Consider the following 18,303-nt stretch of genomic DNA (forward strand, 5'->3'; position numbering starts at 1 on the left):
GTTGCCCGACTTCCTGAAATAGCGCTTACATTATCCGAGGAAATCTTCTTGAAAGCCTTTACGGATGGTGTTTTTTAAGAATTTCCTCGGATAATTGAATATCTGGGATAATGCGCCCTTTCGTTCCTCAAGGGATTTCTGCCGTTTCCGGCTCCGTTTCCTTTTTCCTCGCCCCTTTACGGGAACGCTTGGAAAGATACTTCGGACATTCGATCACAACTGCCCGGAAGCTCTGCTTGCAGTCATGGCAGCATTTCCGGCACAATTCGTTATAAGTGACACGGTTTCGCTCATTTAAGAAGAAAGACAGCTCCAACCGGCGCTTCTTACTCATTCTCGACATAACAGGCTCCTTTCCCCGTTTCTATCCGGCATACGCAGACAGGCGTTTTTGTGTAGCGTTTCGGTATCATTTTTAGGGATTTTCCCCTCTGTATGCCCTTAGAAAAGGGCGGCAGTATTCCAGACAGGGGAAGATACCTTTCCCTCATTTGTCGCTTCCCGGTACGAGTTCAGTCCCCTTTGCCATCCAGTCAAAGAACGCCTTTTTGCTGACCTTAATCAGTCTACCGCTCCGAAATGCCGGAAAGCCAGGCGTGTGTACCAGCTCGTAGGCGCTCACTCTGGAAATTCCCATAATGCGCCGAATGTCCGCCACGTCCAAAACCAGCGGCAGCTCGTCATAGTTATTCACTCTCTTGTTATCGCTCATTTTGTTCCTCCATACTTAAAATCAGTTTCAATGCTTCCTGTTGCCGTTCTCCCCAAAAGCCGTTGTCCTAAAAGCCGCATCCCTGCGGCTGCCCCATTTCTGCGGCGTATCCCTGCATTGGTGCGCTTCATGCGTCACTTCTCCTGCCGGTCATATCCCTTTTGGACGGTCATTCACTTGTCAAGGTACTGCGTGGTACTAAATTACCATGTGCAATCATCATAGCAACTTCTCCTTGACAAAACAAGACTTCTGCGATACCATGAGTGTAACGAATATTACTAAATTATAAAATTACCATAAGCAAAGGCAGGGGGATAGGATGGAAACAGGATTTGTGCGGCATGAGCCGTGTTATGACCGGATTTTGTTTGTCCTGACGTTGGACAGAAAGAAGATGAAAGAGCGGATTTTGATTGGGGAAGAATTGCAGGTGCGCTTCCGTTTACAGGGGGATAGGGATGCGGATGTGCTGTGCGACACAACCCGTCCGCTCGGTACTTTCCTTGCGGACTTTGAGCATGACCCGGACGGGGAATGGAACCGTTTGGGGCTTGCTCCGCTGCGGGAAGCTCTGCACTCAAACCGCTGGAAGCAGCCAGCGTTGGAGCAGGCCGCCGGTGACTTCCTCCAAAAGAAATTTGACAGCGGCGATCCGCTGCGGATGTATGCGGCGTTCCGTATCTGGAACGGCTACCTGCTGGCAAGGGAACCGGCGAAACGAGATCAAGCCTGTGACCGTTTCATGGATAAAATGAGCCATTTTACCATGATGTTTCAGCAGAGAAGTCCTCTGCAATTTGACAGCAATACCGGCAGGCCAGAACCGTTCCATATATCCAGCCGCATTTTCGGCTCCGTACCGGCAGCGGAAACACGGCTTGACCTCTGGTATCCAGACAACCGGCGCACAACAGAATGTGTTGCCGCCTATGCCACGTTTTATCCGCTGATAACCTACTATTTGAACCGCCTGAATGACTGGGGGCTGTGCTTCCGAAAATGCAAAGTCTGCGGACGTATTTTCCTCGCAACAAGCCAGCGGTATGAGCTGTGCAGCGATAAGTGCCGGAAGAAACAGGCGCTTCAAAATAAGCGGGAATTTGACGAGAGGGCAAGAGAAAACAACTACGATCTGCTCTACAAGAACGAGTGCCAGAACTGGCGCAATAAAATCAACAAGGCAAAGAAAACAATCGGCTTCCCGGCTGATCGGCTGGAAGAAATGCTGGATGCTTTTGAAGCGTTCAAGAAAGAAGCACTGCAAAAGAAAAAGGCTGTAAAAGACAGAACAGCCAGCCCGAAAGAGTTTACGAACTGGCTATATCAGCAGAGTAATGTTATCGTTTCGCTGGCTAATTATTGAATCACAAATGCCTTTCCCTATCTATGAGTAAGCTAAGGACATTAACAAAAAGTATCCTTAGCTTACAACACTTTTTAGTAAAATAATTTATTCCTCCATATAATCCAACATCTGTTGATTCAGAGTTTCTTTCACATCACGCCAATTAGGAAAAAATTGATCCATATATTGCTTAAATTGATCGTTGTGCTTGCGTTCCAAAAAGTGAACCAGTTCGTGAGTGATAACATAAGCTAAACATTTCGGAGTTTTCTTGGCCAACTGTAAGTTCAACCATATTCTTCGTTTTTCTATATTGCAGGTCCCCCATTTTGTTCGCATATTTTTAACCTGCCATTCAGCACAACTCACACCAACAACATGCTCACATCTTTCTAAGACCCCCGGAATTGTTTGTTTTAGTTGTTCGCGATACCACTCATTTAAAACATTTTCTCTTTGAGCAGGTGTGCTTTCTTTACGAACTTGCAGTATTAATTTTCCGCCCAAAATTCTGACTTCATTGCGAATATTTGAATATCGCACATCCAGTCTGTAACGTTTTCCCCAAACATAGTAGCTTTCTCCAGTTACATATTGTCTTTTGGTTTGACGAGCCTGATTCTCAAAATTCTTCCTTTGCTTTTTTATCCAAGAGATTCTGGAAACCGCAAACATACGAATTGTTTCCTCGTTAGCGCCATATGGAGCTGTAATCTGTACTGCACCGTCTGGTGGCAGAACTCGGATATACATATTTTTAATATTCTTCTTTATAATCGTAATTTCAATACCGCCAATTATTAATTTGCTCACTTAATATTCACTTTGCTCCTTTACCAATGCCAATAACTCAGTTGCCTCCTGGTCATCTTTCACAATCGAACGAATCGCTCGCCAAATTTTTCGTTCTTTTATTTTACTTCCCCGAAAATTATCCTGCTTGCTGAGCATAACCGCCTCGTGCAACTGTTTTGCTACATTTGCATTTCCATCAAGATAATCGTAAAATGCCCGTTTAGCAGCACTTTCCCGAATGTCTGCCGGATATTCCACACCGCTTTCTGGTTTATGCACTTTCTTTGCTAATTCTACAATCTGGCGCAAATACTCCTCATAATTAATTACATCATTTTTGCGTTTTTCAATCAGTTCACGCAGGAGTGCAGACATTTTCTCATAATACTTCGGATTGCTCTGCGTCTTTTCAACGATTTCCTTTCCAACATTGTTTTCGATCGTTTCCGCAACTGCTTCCTGCTCTTTGGGAGTGGAGGAGGGCATATTTTTCAGAGCAGAAATTCCATTATCCACCAGTAATTCTACCAGTGTTGCACCTCCAAAAGAAGTCAGTACGCGGCTAGGATCTGCTGACAAATAAGTATCAATTAGATGACGCATATCCGGATCATATTTTTTCAAATCCACATAATCTCCGCTGGCAAGCCGTACATCATCACGTACTTTAATATAATAAGTGACTTCCCGCTCAATCGCCTTAATCTGGTCAACAGTGTAGTAGTATTTTTCTTGTAATTCTCCGGATACTTCACCGAATGCTCGGAGCGCAGCAGCAGACAAATTATATAACTGCTCCCGTTTAGGCATATTTTCCTCAAGCTCACCCAGATCAAAGGCTTCTGTGTTTGCACCGCAAAAATAATGATAGTAATCCACCATGTCTTTTGGCGGAGCTACGGGCTCACACAGAGCGCGCAAGGCTTCCAATGAATCTTCAAGCTGCTCTTTCGCTTTATCCAAACGATCTGTGAGTAACCCAGAAACATCCTCTTTGTCGTAACAATCAAATGCTTCACAAGTATAATCAGCAACCGCCAGCTCCAGTGAACGGAAGAGATCCTTATAATCAATGATGTACCCGAATTCCTTATCCTCGCCATCCAAGCGGTTTACACGGCAGATAGCTTGGAACAAGCCATGATCCCGCATAGATTTATCGATATACAAATATGTAGCAGGGGGAGCATCAAAACCTGTGAGCAGCTTGTCCACCACGATCAAAAGTTTCATCTGTTCCGGCTGTTTAATAAATTTCTCTTTGACTTCTTTTTCAAATGCCTTGGGGTCTTTTCCGTTCAGCATCTTCTTATAAATCTCATATTGCTCTATAGCTTCCGTTTCCCCGTCATCGCCAACCGTTTCCGTGCGAATATCCCCTACAGCTGGCTCGTAAGAAGTCACAATAGCGCATTTGCCTTTTAACTCAGTTTCTTGAAACAGCTCATAGAATTTACAGGCTTGATAAATACTACCAGCAACTAGCATAGCATTGCCTCGCCCATCATGAAGGCGCGGTTTCGTTTCCATATCGAACACAATATCCGCTACAATTTGCCCCAGACGCGCTTTAGAGCTGAACATCTTTTGCAGATTGCCCCAACGCTGCTTCAGCTTGGCCTTGGCTACACCGGTCAAACCTCTGGTTTTAGCTTCAAACCAGGCATCAATTCTTTCCTGCTGAACAACGTTCTGCTCTACTTCGCGGGCCTCGTAGCGCAAATCTAGAACCACTTTATCCCTCACAGCTTCATCGAATTTATATCGATGAATATAGGGTCCAAAAATCTCCAGGCTGGTTTCTTTATCTTTTTTCATCAACGGAGTGCCAGTAAAGCCAATGAAAGTAGCCTCCGGCAAGATCATCTCCATCGCCTTGTGGAGCTTGCCGGATTGGGTACGATGGCACTCATCCACAAACACATAGAAATCGCCTTTGGGAGAGAAGTTTTCCGGTAGAGAGCGTTTCAACTCCTCGATAAATCCGGTGTAATCTGTCTCGCCGCTTTTGCTTCGGTTTTTCTTACCAAACTTGTGAATCAGCGAACACATCATAACAGGCGAAGTATCATTGATCTTGTGAATCAACTCACTGCCCCGACGAATGCGGACGATTTTTTCGCTTACACCTGCAAAGACCTGCTCAATTTGAACATCCAGTTCATCCCGGTCGGTAATAATCAAAATTCGACTATTGGGAATATTTTCTTTGATCCATTTACTGAGCCACACCATTGTGAGCGATTTTCCGCTTCCTTGGGTATGCCAAATGATACCACCCTCATGCCGCCACACAAAATCCCTCGCTGCCATATTGCCAAAGAATTGGTTGGGGCGGCAGGTCTTTTTCACCCCACTGTCAAACACGATAAAATTGTGCAACAGTTCCACAAATCGCTCTTTCTGGCACAGCGAAATCAGGTTTTTGTCCAGACGCAGCGAATACTTTTCAATTTGAGCACGTATCGCCACAGAAACCTCATCTTTAGCGTTAGGATCTTCTTTCCAGGAAAGATAATACTTTTCCGGCGTACCTGCGGTGCCATATCGAGCGCCTTCTGAATCGTTGCCTGCCAAAACCAGCCCGATAGTAGCAAAAAATTGCATAATCATATCAGGGCGCTGATTGGTTAAGTTTTGTCGAATGCCTTCCGACATAGAAACTGTACTGCGCTTTAACTCGATTACTGCAAACGCAATACCATTGATGTACAATACCAAATCAGGTCGCTTATGCTTAATAGTCACTTCCTCGGCAATATAGAAGTCATTCTCCAGTGGATGCTCCCAGTCCACAAACTGGACAGTAGTTTTGTGCTGCCCTACCGTTTCACTGGTCTTAACCCCATAGCGCAGCTTTTTGTAAGTCTGCTCATTCAGATCATAGAGATTCACCGATTGATTTCCTGCGGCATCATGCAACTCCTTCAGGGCGCGGCTGATAAGCACCGGCGAATATTCCTTTCGGGTCAGAAATTTTGTCAGCAGTTCTGTTTCAATATTGGAGTTTTGCCTGTCGGTGAAGTCGCCAAGATAAGTATAACCAAGCTCCTGGACAAATAATTTTATCACACGCTTTTGTGTGGCTTTTTCCCGTTGACCGACGCTCATCCTTTTCCCTCCCCACACGAGTATAGTTTCTCAAAGCACTCTGCATGCTTCGAAAAATCCAACTGTTCAATATTTTGGATAACTGCCTGATTCCAGTATTTGTATTTCGGATTAAAAAACAAGTTTTTGCGCCTTTCTTTGGGATACTTCGGATCAAACATTTCCATGGCGCAAAAGGCTAATGCCCAGCTTTGAATTGGAACAGTAAATTTTATATTTTGTGTTCCTATCTTTTGTAAAAACAGTGCTGCTTTTTCTAATATCCATTCATTCTCAGGCGCCCACTCCATTTTTGTATCCCAACAACGTACAATAGTATTTATTATTTTGCAAAAAATACTCGCAACATTATCCGCTAACTGAATCAACTCATCCGATTTACTGTCTGTAAACTGAATTGCTATTTCAAATTGTTCCAGTTCTTGCTTCAACAATTCACCAATACCAGAAATATTATCATGGATAATGTCTATTTTTCTGGCATCATATTCACGCTCTAGCGAAATTACCTCAATTAACTCTGATAGGGCATTTAAATTAATTAGATTGGCAAACTTTCGGTTTGAATAGCAACCGAACTGAAGAAAATCATTTACAAAAGTTTCTTCAATTTCCATTTCCTGAATCTTTGATATAGCCCAAAGCAAACCGTTTCCATATGGCGAAACGTGTCGATAAGGATATTTTTTCAAGAATTCAAACAATTCATGAACACTCTCTATCGTAGCCCGTTTTGTTAATTGGCAGAAAGTTGCAAACAGATCATCCGGTTCTTGGGAAAGATCACTTACGAGAGCATAATATTCTACTGGGCATTCTTCTCTGGCCCGCTCTCCTAATATAGAAAATAACAAAAGCGATGCCAAATAGAACTTTTTATCATATAGGCATATTGAAAAATGAGAAGAATCCAATATGTTTTCTAGAAAATATATTAGCGCGTCATTACATTCTCTTGTAAAAAGAGAATTACCTTTTAGTTCCCCATGAGGTGAAAAATGCTCCTTAAATGCGGCATATTTCTGCCGAATCAGCTGTTCTTCTTGCGCATCATTAACTACCACAGATGCCAGACAAAAATGGCGCTGTGTTCCATAATTCAATTTTCCATTTTTATCAATAATACTGCCAGTATTTCCCGCTTCATCAAGAAAAAGCCGCATAGAATTTTCACCTCCCACAAACAATTATTTTACAAAAAGCTCCTGACACCGTTTGATTGCCCGACGGATATCTGCATCACTGAAATAGGTCTTGTTCAGTTTATCTCGCCATTCCTTATTGGAGCGAATCAAATCCTTGATAGAAGTTACCGAAATTTCTTTGCCGGTCAAACGCAAATCACACATTGCCATATCCACTGTTGCCAAAAGCTCCAGTTCATTGACACCGGTGTACTGAAACTGGGATACCAGCCAAGTGATGTCTGCCTGTTTTCCCCAGTCCTGCAAGTAGGAAAGCGCCTGCTGCATCTGCGTGCCCTTTTCAAAGCAACTTCCCTTATCGCTCCTTTTAATTTGGATATAGCGATTTTTCTGAGCGATTGGTTCGCCGCCTTTGTAGCGAACCTCATCGGCATAAGGGCCTGCGGCTTTTTTATGGAACGCAGAAATATCCGCCTGTTCTTTGCGGCGCACCAGGTAGAGAAGTTTCTGAACTTTCTTGCGCCCTAAAGGATATTTCTCGGAGTAGAAGGCATTCACAATTCCTGCAATCATAACAGCATCATCAAAATGCTGATTATGTGCGGGGTGAGGTTGTTTTTCCTGAACAGCTTGTGTTTTCGGTTGCTCTTTGCCATCCACATCCACCAATCGAATACGACCGGTAAGCAGTTCCTGCATCATACCCTGCTTGATCTGCTGGTACTTGGTCAGTTTCTTTTCTAGTCGCTCAATTTCACTGTCCATATCAGAAAGAACTTGAGCAATAGCTTGTTGTTCGGCAAACTCTGGAACAATTATATCGAGTTCAGCCAAATCTTTTTTGGAGATTTCCAAAAAAGTAGAACCAATAGCTTTTTCCAACATATCTTGCTTCAAAATACGCACTATGTAATATAGCCACTCATTGCTAATATTCTGATGAACAACCAGGGACTTAAAGCCTTGATTAGTGCAAATCTCATTACCTGCAATTCGCACTTCGCCAATTGTAGCTCGGCTACAGAGTAACAGAGCTCCCTTTGGTAGGAGTGTTGCTGAACTAGCCTTCAACCCACTTTCTGTGATTTTACTCTCGGTAGTGTAAATATACTTTGTTGCGCAGCTAGTTATATCTGTCGGCGTACACCACAAAATCTTACCATTCCAAAATTCTGCTATTGAGGTTGATGGTGTTCCTCCATTGATAATATCACAAATATTGCCTAGCTGTTGTTTTGACCACGCTCCGTAAAACCCCGGCAGGCGTTTTTTGCCGGTGAGCAGTTCCTGCATGGTTCCCTGCTTGATGGCTTTCTTTTTCTCAATCAGCTTTTGCAGGGAGGAAATTAAACTGTCTATGTCGGAAAGAGCCTCGGCAATGGCAATTTGCTCTGTAATATCTGGTAGTGGAATAAGAAATCTTTTCACACTTTCTGCAGATAAATTTGGCTGAGAACTTCCGTTGTTTTCAGATAATATTTGTTTCTCTATTATTTCTGAGCCAAGTAGCTGAAAAAGAAATTTATTATTTAACCTATTGCTCTTACAACGTAAAACAGCTAAAGATGACGCAGGTGCTCCTTGGTCTATTTTAAGCATAGCGTATTTTCCAAGAGAGCCTCTTAAGCAAAAAACTATATCGCCATTTTCGAATTTCGCACCACCCAAACCATTGTATTTAGATTCTGCTATAAAATCTACTTTCCCGAAGTTAATCTTCTTATTTTCTATAGCCCCAGCATTGATGAATGGAATTCCATACAAAACAAAATCTGAACTTGAAGGATAGTTTATTCCTCTATCTCCATTTAACACATCACAAACAGTAACCAATGTCACTTTGTTGAAGCTCAGCATACGAACCCCATCCTTTCTAGATGAGATTTGACCTTGGCCTCGTACTGGTCTACTTCATCCTCGCATTCCTTCAATGTATACTCATACCGCTCCACCAGCTGGATCACACGGGCGGAAAGATGGTGGGACACCGCCTCATGAATAGCATCAATTCCGCTGTAAATGGCGGCAAACCACTTTTCCTCCACCAGCAGATGACGAATTTCTTCCAACGTCAGCTGGGGGTATTTCTTCTCCAACTTGGTGTCCAGATCAGTCTCGGCCTGCTTGATTGCCTTCTTATAGTTGCTTTCAGCATCCAGCAGAGACATATACTTCTGCAATGCCGCTAATGCTTCCTTTGCAGTGGGGTCTTTCTTAATAGCCTTAATACGAGCGTTGATGGTTGCTTTTTTCAAATCATCCAACTGCGAAAACAGTCCGTCTTCGCCACCGTTTTCCTCGGCCATTTCTTCCAGCTTGGCCGATACTTCATCCAACTGCCCGCGAAGGGTATCCAATGCTTTCACATCTTCCGCGAAAAAGTGTATAGCAACCAAAGCCTTGGGGAGCAGTTTTCCCTCAAAGCCCTTAATTTTATCGGTTTTAATTTCAATGGTCTGACCGTTTTGCTTCTTCTTCTTGATTACGTATTCATAGGCTATTTCACGACCGGCCTCGTAACCATCATAACAAACCGCATACACATCATCCTGCATGGTTTCCGCCCAGTATTCCATCAGAACCTCATAGACATCGTACTTGTCCAGCAGCGGTACCTGGGCAAAGTTGGCCAACAGGGCTTCGGAAATCTTGCCAATCAGTTCTTTCGGAGAGACTTCCCGGCTCAGTTCCATCAAATCCGGGATAATACCCTCTTTCCAACGAGAATAAGCATCATCTACCTGATCAGCATGGCAGATAAACTCAGGGTGGGAGGTGATAACAGAAACTGCCTCATCCTTGCTCACCGCTGGGCGCAAATAACCCGGACGCAACGGCTGAAAAAGGATTTCCTTCAAAGAGGGATATACAGTCCAATATTCGGCCATGCTGTCCACATCGTTTTGGGGGATGCCCCCGTTCAGGTGGGCATTGATGTCCTGCAGATCTTCCGGTTCGCTGCTGTCAATGTACCGAGGGATATTCAGATTGTACTCATTGGTGACTTTGATTTCCTCATTGGGCACAAAGCGGGCATACTTTGGATTCGATTTATCCATAGAGAGGAATGTAGTCACAATTTTGTGAATATCCTGCTCCCGCAGGCGGTTCTTATTGCCATCCTTTACATAGCCTTTACTGGCATCGATCATGAAAATTCCCGTACGATTAACGGCATCCTCCTTGTCCAAAACCAAAATGCAAGCAGGGATGCCCGTACCATAGAACAGGTTCGCAGGCAGGCCAATAATACCCTTGATATATCCACGGTCAATGATCTCTTTTCGGATATCCGCTTCGGCGTTACCACGGAACAGCACACCATGGGGCAGAATGATCGCTGCCTTGCCGTTGGATTTCAAAGATTTCAAAACATGCAGCAGCCATGCATAGTCGCCATTTTTCTCTGGCGGCACACCCAACACGGATTCACTATACCGGCCGTACACATCGGGAATAGTAATACCATCCATCCAAGATTTATCTGAAAATGGTGGGTTAACCACGATGTAATTGAAGGTTTTCAGTAACTCAGGGTTGTTCTCATCTTTGTATTGGGGCGCAGACAAAGTGCTTTTATTGCCGACAATGACACCAGCCCCCTTATTGTGCAGAACCAGGTTCATGCGGGCCAGACCGGCGGTGGAGTTGTCTTTCTCCTGCCCATAGATGGAGATTTCACAGGGAGCCTCATCCGCTGCACGGATCAGCAGCGAACCAGAACCACAGGCCGGATCGTAGACCGTCATACTGGGGTCAGTGGCCTTATCAATACCGATTACTTTCGCCATAATGCGAGATACCTCGCCGGGTGTATAGAACTGCCCCTTACTCTTACCGGAATCTTGGGCGAATTTCCGCATCAAAAATTCGTAAGCATCGCCTAAAATATCATCGCCACCAGCGCGGTTATTTGTAAAGTCCAGCTCTGGCTTCTGGAAAATCTCCACAAGCCCGGAGAGTTTATCTACCGCTTCTTTATCTGTGCCCAGCTCCTCGCTATTGAAATCGGCAATATCGATAATACCCTTCAGATCATTGGTCTCTGCCAGTTTGCCGATAATAACATTGATTCCCTCGCCAATATTTTTCTTATATTTCAAAGCAACAATGTCATCAAAGCTGCCACCCTCCGGCACCTCAATATCCCAGTTATCACTACTCTTGAACCGGTCGGAAACATATTTCACAAACAGCAACGTCAAAATATAATCTTTATAGCGTGCCGGTTCCACACCGCCGCGCAATTTGTCACAAGCAGCCCATATTTGGCTGTAAATCTCACTTTTCTTAATGGCCATTTGTCAAATCCCTCTTAATTCTTTTGTATTTTAAGTTCCTGCAATAGACGTGCTGAAACATTTTCTCTCTCACACAGTTCAACTAATGTCACAATTGCAAGCTGATTTGGCGTCACATGGCCGTTTTCCCAACGGTTTACAGTGGAAAAACTAACATGCAGCTTATTAGCAAATTCTTTTTGCGATACTCCCATTTCTTTGCGAACCGCTTTAATTAAAGCTCCAATTTCCATTGTAAAACGCCCTCCTTCGTCATCAAAAGTATAGCATATGCGATATTCCTTGACAAGTCAGAAACTTTGGCCGACAGACTTACTCAGTTATATTTATAAAACAAAAAAGAATACCTGGTGCTGTCTGTTTCATCAAACCACACAAGCTATTCTTTTCTTGCAAATATTCTTTTCTGTCACATCAAAGCTCTAACCCAAATCTAAATGGTGTAGTAGTGGTGTAGTAAGTGCCTTTCCTCTCCATGAAATCATTGATTTTACAGGCTTTTTCAGGATTGTTCAAGATACTGCCGTGGCAGACGAATAGTATCTTTATCATATCTTTTATATCCCTTCATAAGCCTTCAAACCTTGATAATGCTGGCTTTCCGGCACTTTTTCGATTTTTGTGTTTTGCCCAAAACCTACGTGATTCTTTGTAAATCCACGCAAATTCACGGGCAAATGGTATAGTAATTGGTGTTCTTCTAAACCAAATAGAATCAAAATATCTTCTATTTCAAAATACGGGTTAGCACAGTATTTACACCTTCTTGGTTAGCTTATTCCGTCGCTTGGTTAGTATGACTAACCAAGCTTTTTCAGCCTTTCCGCGCATAACCCGCAACTGACTGCATACCGTTTTTCATTTCTTGTTGAATATCGATTCTAATCAGCTGGCTTTAGCAGCTTGATTGCCATGCTTATTCAACACGTTCAGCATATATTTCTGCATTTATATCCCATTCGCCATCTTCTTTAACAGTGACATTTTTCCAATGAAAACAATCATCCTCTATTTTAGTGAAAATCCACTTTCTTCTTTCGTCATTGATGTAGGTAAGCACGATCATGTCATCTTGTTTTTTTGCTTCAAGCCGTATTATGTTTCCAGTATAACCATAAGCTACATCCCATACGTGCGTATCAGGATTATAGATCCGAAGTGAAGACCCATATTCATAATCCGGCAAAATAATGACATCCTGAATGGCCATTCCTTCAAGTACCCATGAAAAATGCCACTCTCCTTTTATTACACGGGAATCTTTACGTTCCATATAGTTTATTTTCCAACTACCAATAAGTTTTCCAAAATAGTTAAACGTTTCGGGTAATGCTTTGTTTTTTCTTTCACTTCTTAATGCTTCAAAAAAATCCTGCATACGTTAAGTCCTCCAATATAAATAATGTCTGTTATAAATTCCATTTATCTATTGATCATATAAATTATTCAAAACACCGCAGCCAACACATCAAATACCGCGACAAACAGCAGGGCCGGGAGCATATTTCCGACGCGAAATTTTTTGCCAAACGCGAGATTCACACCAACGCAGAAAATCAGTACATTGCCCGTGAAGGAAAGATCAGAAATGATCTGCGGGGTAAGGACTGGTTCCAGGAAACCGGCAAAAATCGTGATGCTTCCCTGCCAGAGCCCCACGGGAAGTGCGGAAAATACAGCGCCTTTTCCATAAGAGGAGGCAAAAACCATTACAATCACCGCGTCTAGGACGGCTTTGGCTGCCAGCATAGAATAGTCACCGCGGATCCCGTCTTCCAGGGCCCCTACAATGGCCATGGCGCCCACACAGATGACAAGGGACGCAGAGACAAATCCTTCCACGAACTGGCTGTCATTTTTTCCGCCCGCCTTCCTGCGAAGCCACTCACCAAAATGATCCATCCCTTTTTCGATCTGAATCCATTCCCCAAGGAGAGAACCGATGACCAGAGAAGCAATCAACAGCATGGTTCCCGTTGTTTCCAACACACCGTTTTCTATGCGGTACATCCCTTTCAGAGCGCCCGCGATACCAATAAATATGGTACAGGCGCCAAGTGCCTGCATCAGGATCTGCTGATATCTTTCTTTCATGCCGCCCTTGAAAAGCGCGCCCAGGCCGCCGCCCAAAAGTACGGCCGCCACGTTAATAATCGTCCCGAATCCTCTCATCTTCGTCCCCTGTCATCCATATATTCCGAGTTTCCTCTCCTCATCCCTATCCCCAAGCCGCTGTCAGAGCCGCAAATCCAAGTTTGCCCATCCCCCACTCACCAAAAAGGCTCTCCTCGGCCGGACAGCCAAAAAGAGCCCTCTTTCTTCGATGCCTTTGCGGCCAGCCCTAATCCTCGGCTTCGTCAAATAGATAAATGCTAAAAAATGCCACCTTATCCTCCCCGCACCAGTAATCCATCTCACATTCTTGAGCCATCCGATAGGCATCAATGCAGTACGCTGATAGACAGGACGCGACTCTCTCAGGGAAATGACAAGGTTCTTCCTGCTTCCTGGCACAGACCGCACACAGCGAACAGGGTCCGGCCATCACTGGCAATCCATGGATCCCAGCTTTTCGAAACTGATCAGTAAGGGAAAGGGAAATCAGATTATGGGCGCGGCGCACTTCCTTGATCTGAGCTTCGTCCATCACGCTGTCGACCTGCTGTATGGTCTGAAGAACCAATGCCTTTTTGTACTTCCGTGTTTTTGCCTCCATCTCGCCCGGAGTCCCACAGTCAGGCGGACAAGCATAGTTCGCGCCAAAATTTCCACAGGTGTTCGCCTCACAGTACCGGCGAAGCTCTGCGTCAAACATCAGATCGGACTGATCCATCACTTTTGCATGGAGAAATCCGGCGTCCAACGCCATCTGAATCATATCGTTCTCTTCCATTTTATTCCTCCCTCTTAGCAATGCTGCAAACACCCGCAACAGGCTTCCTCTGAATTTTCGTTTATCCTGCTAATCCGCCCCATTCCCGGACACACTATCCAAAAAAGGAAAGGAGTCCTATGAAACTAAAAAGCCTTCTCCTGGTTCTTGCCGGAAACACGCTCTACGCTCTGGCCATTGTTCTCTTTCTCCTGCCGGAAGGGATGATCACCGGAGGATCCACCGGACTGGCGCTGGCCGCCAACCATTATTTATCTCTGCCGTTATCCAAGTTCCTGCTGCTGTTCAACTTTTCCATGCTCGTTCTGGGAGCCGCCATTCTTGGCCGTAGTTTTGCCTTTACCACACTGGTCAGCACTTTTTACTATCCCTTTATTTTACAGGTGCTGCAAAAACTTCCTATCCCAAACGGCCTGACCAGTGACCGAATGCTTTCAACCATCTGCGGCGGTCTTTTGATCGGCTTTGCCATCGGGATTGTGATTCGGACCGGAGCATCCACGGGCGGAATGGATGTTCCTCCCCTGATTCTGCAGAAGAAACTGGGAATACCGGTTTCCGTCTCCCTCTATGGCTTTGACCTGGTCATTCTTCTTCTGCAGGCATCATTTTCCGACAAAGAAAATGTCCTCTACGGGATTTTGCTGGTGCTTATCTATACTGTCACCTTAGACAAGGTACTGGTCCTTGGAACCGGGCAGGTCAAAGTGGAAATCATCAGTCAGGAATACAAAGAAATCAATCATGCCATCCTGCGGGATCTGGACCGCGGATCCACTTTGATTCAGGCAAGCACCGGATACCTGCATCAAAACCAGCCCATGGTGCTCACCGTCATGCCCAACCGGGAGCTGGTTCGCCTAAACCGATTGGTTCTTGCTGTTGACCCTGAAGCGTTTCTCATTATCAGTCAAGTTAAGGAAGTCAAAGGACATGGTTTTTCTCTGAACAAAGAGAGAAATCACCCCTTCGGAAAAAGCTGAACAATTAGCTTTCCGCCATTACTTTCCGCAAAACCTTGGTTAAAACTTCTGCATCCACCGGTTTGGAGAGGAACTCTGTCATTCCTGCCTTTGCCGCGGCAATCTGATCTTCCTTGAAGGAGTTGGCCGTCATCGCAATAATCGGAACAGCCGCCCCGTCCGGGTGCTCGCTTGCCCGGATCTGCCTCGTGGCTTCCAGACCGTCCATCACCGGCATCCGAATATCCATCAAGACCGCCTGGTACCAGCCGGCCGGGCTGGCCAAAAACTGTTTGACCGCTTTTTCCCCATCGGCGGCGCGCTCTACCAGAATATCTTGGTTCTCCAGCAGCGCTGCGGCAATCTCCGCGTTTAAATCATTGTCTTCCACCAGAAGCACACGTTTTCCTCTTAGATCAGCCGGATTCGATAAAATCGGATCCTCTTTTGAAGTATTACTTCCAAAAGAAAATCGAATCTGGAAATAAAACTGAGATCCGTCTCCAGGAACACTCTCTACACAAAGCTTTCAGCCCATCGCCTGGACTAAACTTCCGCTGATGGCCAGACCCAGACCGGTTCCTTCGCTCCTCGCCACATTGGTGCCAATTTGCTCAAAGGAATGAAAAATTCTTTCCTGGTCTTCCAGCGCAATACCAATTCCCGTATCCTTCACCCAAAAGGTATAATCCGCCGTCCCCTCTTCTTTCCCGGTCTCCTCGACTCTCAGGCATATGCTGCCGCCATCGGGAGTAAATTTAATCGCATTGGACAACAGATTGGTCAGCACCTGGCGCAGCCGGATCGGATCGCCAATTAGGATATCGTCGTCGATCTCGATTTCACTGCGGAAAGACTGCTGCTTCTGCCCTGCCTGGGTTTTCATCATAACAATCAAATCATCCAGGACCTGGCCTAAGGAAAATTCTTCTTGCACAAGCTCCATTTTTTCATTTTCGATTTTAGACATATCCAAGATATCATTGATCAGCGCCAGGAGGTATTGAGAGGAGGAGCGAATCTTCTCCAGCTTCTGCTTCACCTGTTCCGATATGTCCTTCTCCTGGCAGACCAAATCAGATAATCCTACAATCGCATTCATCGGGGTACGGATTTCATGGCTCATCCGAGAGAGGAACTCACCTTTTGCCTTGCTCTTTGCCTCCGCCCGCTCCAGTTCACTTCTCATCAACGAGTTTTTCACCTTGCTCCGCGCAATTGCCAAAAACCCAATCAGGATCATCAGTAAAAACACACAGACGATTACGATAAAAGTAACCGGATTGGAGTAAATTAATTCTGAAAACCCCAAAGAGCGGTATCCCATGGACACCAGATTCCGATCCATCATTGTATTCTTTTCCTGGGTTGACAGATTTCCGATCGCTTTATTTAAAATCGTCAAAAGCTCTGTTTCCAACGGCCGGGAAAGAGCAAAAGAAATATCCGTGTTATTGTCCATGCGGGTAACCGGGACCAAATTGGTATATTGATGCTCCTGCATCAGCCGGTCCATCTGCGCCGACAGGCCATAGAAAAAATCAATCTCTCCGCGGTCAACCGCGCGCAGTCCCTCCTGGACGCTTGCATAGTACAAAACCTCACCGGCTTGGATACTGTCCGGCATCGTACATCCGGCAAGAATCCCTCCGGTCAGACCATCTTCCGGATAATTAACCGATTTATTCTTAGAAATAATGCTATTCAGGCTGATATAAGTTTTTGTCGTCACGAGATTTTTTTCAAAAGCTTCCTCATTCGTTCCAAAAAAAGCTCCGACAATATCTGCTTTCCCTTCCTGCACCAGACGAACCGCATCCTGGTAACTGTCAGCGTAGACATAGGAAAAAGTCAATCCGGAGTACTCGGAGATCTTTTCCAGCAATTCCGGGAGAAGGCCGTCATGATTTTCCTCCTCTTTGTCGACACAGTAAAAAGGGTGCCAAGCCTCAAGAATCGCCACTGTCACATTCTTCTTTTTCGAAATATATTCCAGCTCTTGCTCGCTGAGCTGAGGATCCGCCGTCCGAATATCTGGATAATTGATTGAATATCGTTCCTCAGAAAAATCCGGATCCGACTCCAAAATATTTTCCAAAGCCCAATTCAGTCCGTCCCGCACTTCGTCGTTTCCGATCGTTGTGACGATATAATACGGCTGGCCGGCAAAGGAGGTCACCAGGCGAAATTCATTTGCCATTAAATCCGTGTCGTTTCCCAGTAACAGATCTACCTCTCCGTTTCTCAGCGCTTCATATAAATTGCCTTCCACAGACATCTGCTCTTTGGTATAATACTTCAAGGTACAGTCCAGGCCATTGATGCTTAAAAATTCTTTTAAACGACGGATTTTCTCGTCTGCCTTCTCATAGACGCCGATTGTTTTTCCATTGAGGGACGACAATTCATATCCCTTCATGCTGCGGTCATCTTTCCGGCAAAGAAGGGTAGTCCGGCTGCTTCCCATACTATAATTCGGATAATTAAAATATTGTTCCAGATCAGGAGAGTAGTATGTTCCCCCCATCAAGTCAAACTTTCCTTGAAGAAATTCGTCGGTCATCAGTTCGGTATCTACATCGATATATTCATACTCCCAGCCCGTATACTTAGCTATTTCATTGAGATAATCCACCAGAAGTCCCGTCCGGTTTCCGTATTCATCCACTTCGCTGATTCCCGTTACCGGAGCAAAGGCAACGCGCAGAACTTTTTTCTCTGAGTCCTGGTTCTCCGCTGCCGCGCCATATGCTGACCCGCTCCAGGTGAAACTGCTCATCAAAAGAATCAGCACCAGCAACACCGCCGCCGTTTGTTTCTTCTTTCTATTTTCAAAAATGTTTCTTTTCATCTGATTCCCTCATTCTGCGCCCATCAAACGGCCAAACTCCGGATACTTACCAATCCAGGATTGATCTTATACAGAATTGAATTCTTGGCGGCTGCCTTGTTACTCTGCTAACCAAAAGCGCCGTCAAGGCAAAGTTGCCCATCAACAGTTTTTCTCTTCTCACTTCTCTTCCGGCAATAGCTGAA

At 44.9% G+C, this 18,303-nt stretch carries 15 protein-coding genes; 2 read left to right on the plus strand and 13 right to left on the minus strand.

Features of this window, described 5'->3' with window-relative positions; translation table 11 throughout:
- Positions 1-127 precede the first annotated feature (127 nt).
- The gene (locus MUB23_RS17785) at positions 128-343 is read right to left on the minus strand and encodes a hypothetical protein (protein WP_244802101.1); all 216 of its coding nucleotides are present in this window, start codon (positions 341-343) and stop codon (positions 128-130) included.
- A 144-nt stretch (positions 344-487) separates the two neighbouring features.
- The gene (locus MUB23_RS17790) at positions 488-712 is read right to left on the minus strand and encodes a helix-turn-helix domain-containing protein (protein ID WP_244802102.1); all 225 of its coding nucleotides are present in this window, start codon (positions 710-712) and stop codon (positions 488-490) included.
- A gap of 322 nt (positions 713-1,034) precedes the next feature.
- Here MUB23_RS17790 and MUB23_RS17795 point away from each other — a divergent pair, with 322 nt between their 5' ends.
- Positions 1,035-2,078: a hypothetical protein gene (locus tag MUB23_RS17795; RefSeq protein ID WP_244802103.1), complete on the plus strand. Its 1,044-nt coding sequence runs from the start codon at positions 1,035-1,037 to the stop codon at positions 2,076-2,078.
- 87 nt (positions 2,079-2,165) lie between these two features.
- Here MUB23_RS17795 and MUB23_RS17800 read toward each other — a convergent pair whose 3' ends face one another.
- The 9 genes from MUB23_RS17800 to MUB23_RS17840 all read right to left on the minus strand — a co-directional run bounded on the left by MUB23_RS17800 (position 2,166) and on the right by MUB23_RS17840 (position 14,305).
- Positions 2,166-2,873, minus strand: coding sequence for a M48 family metallopeptidase (locus MUB23_RS17800; protein WP_244802104.1), 708 nt, complete (start codon positions 2,871-2,873; stop codon positions 2,166-2,168).
- Positions 2,874-5,966, minus strand: a complete 3,093-nt coding sequence (locus MUB23_RS17805) for a type I restriction endonuclease subunit R (protein WP_244802105.1) — start codon at positions 5,964-5,966, stop codon at positions 2,874-2,876.
- On the minus strand, positions 5,963-7,129 hold the full coding sequence (locus MUB23_RS17810; RefSeq protein ID WP_244802106.1) for a DUF3800 domain-containing protein: 1,167 nt from the start codon (positions 7,127-7,129) through the stop codon (positions 5,963-5,965). The genes MUB23_RS17805 and MUB23_RS17810 overlap by 4 nt, the downstream gene beginning before the upstream one ends.
- A gap of 24 nt (positions 7,130-7,153) precedes the next feature.
- Positions 7,154-8,968, minus strand: a complete 1,815-nt coding sequence (locus MUB23_RS17815) for a restriction endonuclease subunit S (RefSeq protein ID WP_244802107.1) — start codon at positions 8,966-8,968, stop codon at positions 7,154-7,156.
- Positions 8,962-11,412, minus strand: coding sequence for a type I restriction-modification system subunit M (locus MUB23_RS17820; protein ID WP_244802108.1), 2,451 nt, complete (start codon positions 11,410-11,412; stop codon positions 8,962-8,964). Before MUB23_RS17820 ends, MUB23_RS17815 begins: the two co-directional genes overlap by 7 nt.
- Before the next feature lie 14 nt (positions 11,413-11,426).
- Positions 11,427-11,645 (minus strand): helix-turn-helix domain-containing protein, encoded by a 219-nt coding sequence (locus MUB23_RS17825; protein WP_244802109.1) that lies wholly within the window; start codon positions 11,643-11,645, stop codon positions 11,427-11,429.
- A gap of 683 nt (positions 11,646-12,328) precedes the next feature.
- Positions 12,329-12,790: a hypothetical protein gene (locus tag MUB23_RS17830; protein ID WP_244802110.1), complete on the minus strand. Its 462-nt coding sequence runs from the start codon at positions 12,788-12,790 to the stop codon at positions 12,329-12,331.
- A 68-nt stretch (positions 12,791-12,858) separates the two neighbouring features.
- The gene (locus MUB23_RS17835; protein ID WP_244802111.1) at positions 12,859-13,584 is read right to left on the minus strand and encodes a DUF554 domain-containing protein; all 726 of its coding nucleotides are present in this window, start codon (positions 13,582-13,584) and stop codon (positions 12,859-12,861) included.
- A 169-nt stretch (positions 13,585-13,753) separates the two neighbouring features.
- Positions 13,754-14,305 carry a DUF2284 domain-containing protein gene (locus tag MUB23_RS17840; RefSeq protein WP_244802112.1) on the minus strand — a complete coding sequence of 184 codons (552 nt, stop codon included), beginning with the start codon at positions 14,303-14,305 and terminating at the stop codon, positions 13,754-13,756.
- A 119-nt stretch (positions 14,306-14,424) separates the two neighbouring features.
- Between MUB23_RS17840 and MUB23_RS17845 the strand changes: the two genes are divergently transcribed.
- Complete coding sequence (locus tag MUB23_RS17845; protein ID WP_244802113.1) at positions 14,425-15,288, plus strand: YitT family protein; 864 nt, start codon at positions 14,425-14,427, stop codon at positions 15,286-15,288.
- 4 nt (positions 15,289-15,292) lie between these two features.
- Here MUB23_RS17845 and MUB23_RS17850 read toward each other — a convergent pair whose 3' ends face one another.
- Positions 15,293-15,667 (minus strand): response regulator, encoded by a 375-nt coding sequence (locus tag MUB23_RS17850; protein ID WP_244802114.1) that lies wholly within the window; start codon positions 15,665-15,667, stop codon positions 15,293-15,295.
- A gap of 129 nt (positions 15,668-15,796) precedes the next feature.
- A complete protein-coding gene (locus tag MUB23_RS17855; protein ID WP_244802115.1) occupies positions 15,797-18,118 on the minus strand; it encodes an ATP-binding protein in 2,322 nt (773 codons plus the stop codon).
- Between the last annotated feature and the right edge of the window lie 185 nt (positions 18,119-18,303).

Origin of the sequence: Cuneatibacter sp. NSJ-177, from assembly GCF_022867805.1 — a bacterium.
Taxonomy (GTDB): Bacteria; Bacillota; Clostridia; order Lachnospirales; family Lachnospiraceae; genus Pseudolachnospira.

Excerpts from the sequence above, each read along its gene's own strand:
- MUB23_RS17785 (WP_244802101.1), bottom strand. The coding sequence starts at position 343 with ATGTCGAGAATGAGTAAGAAGCGCCGGTTGGAGCTGTCTTTCTTCTTA.
- MUB23_RS17790 (WP_244802102.1), bottom strand. The coding sequence starts at position 712 with ATGAGCGATAACAAGAGAGTGAATAACTATGACGAGCTGCCGCTGGTT.
- MUB23_RS17795 (WP_244802103.1), top strand. The coding sequence starts at position 1,035 with ATGGAAACAGGATTTGTGCGGCATGAGCCGTGTTATGACCGGATTTTG.
- MUB23_RS17805 (WP_244802105.1), bottom strand. The coding sequence starts at position 5,966 with ATGAGCGTCGGTCAACGGGAAAAAGCCACACAAAAGCGTGTGATAAAA.
- MUB23_RS17810 (WP_244802106.1), bottom strand. The coding sequence starts at position 7,129 with ATGCGGCTTTTTCTTGATGAAGCGGGAAATACTGGCAGTATTATTGAT.
- MUB23_RS17815 (WP_244802107.1), bottom strand. The coding sequence starts at position 8,968 with ATGCTGAGCTTCAACAAAGTGACATTGGTTACTGTTTGTGATGTGTTA.
- MUB23_RS17820 (WP_244802108.1), bottom strand. The coding sequence starts at position 11,412 with ATGGCCATTAAGAAAAGTGAGATTTACAGCCAAATATGGGCTGCTTGT.
- MUB23_RS17825 (WP_244802109.1), bottom strand. The coding sequence starts at position 11,645 with ATGGAAATTGGAGCTTTAATTAAAGCGGTTCGCAAAGAAATGGGAGTA.
- MUB23_RS17830 (WP_244802110.1), bottom strand. The coding sequence starts at position 12,790 with ATGCAGGATTTTTTTGAAGCATTAAGAAGTGAAAGAAAAAACAAAGCA.
- MUB23_RS17835 (WP_244802111.1), bottom strand. The coding sequence starts at position 13,584 with ATGAGAGGATTCGGGACGATTATTAACGTGGCGGCCGTACTTTTGGGC.
- MUB23_RS17840 (WP_244802112.1), bottom strand. The coding sequence starts at position 14,305 with ATGGAAGAGAACGATATGATTCAGATGGCGTTGGACGCCGGATTTCTC.
- MUB23_RS17845 (WP_244802113.1), top strand. The coding sequence starts at position 14,425 with ATGAAACTAAAAAGCCTTCTCCTGGTTCTTGCCGGAAACACGCTCTAC.
- MUB23_RS17855 (WP_244802115.1), bottom strand. The coding sequence starts at position 18,118 with ATGAAAAGAAACATTTTTGAAAATAGAAAGAAGAAACAAACGGCGGCG.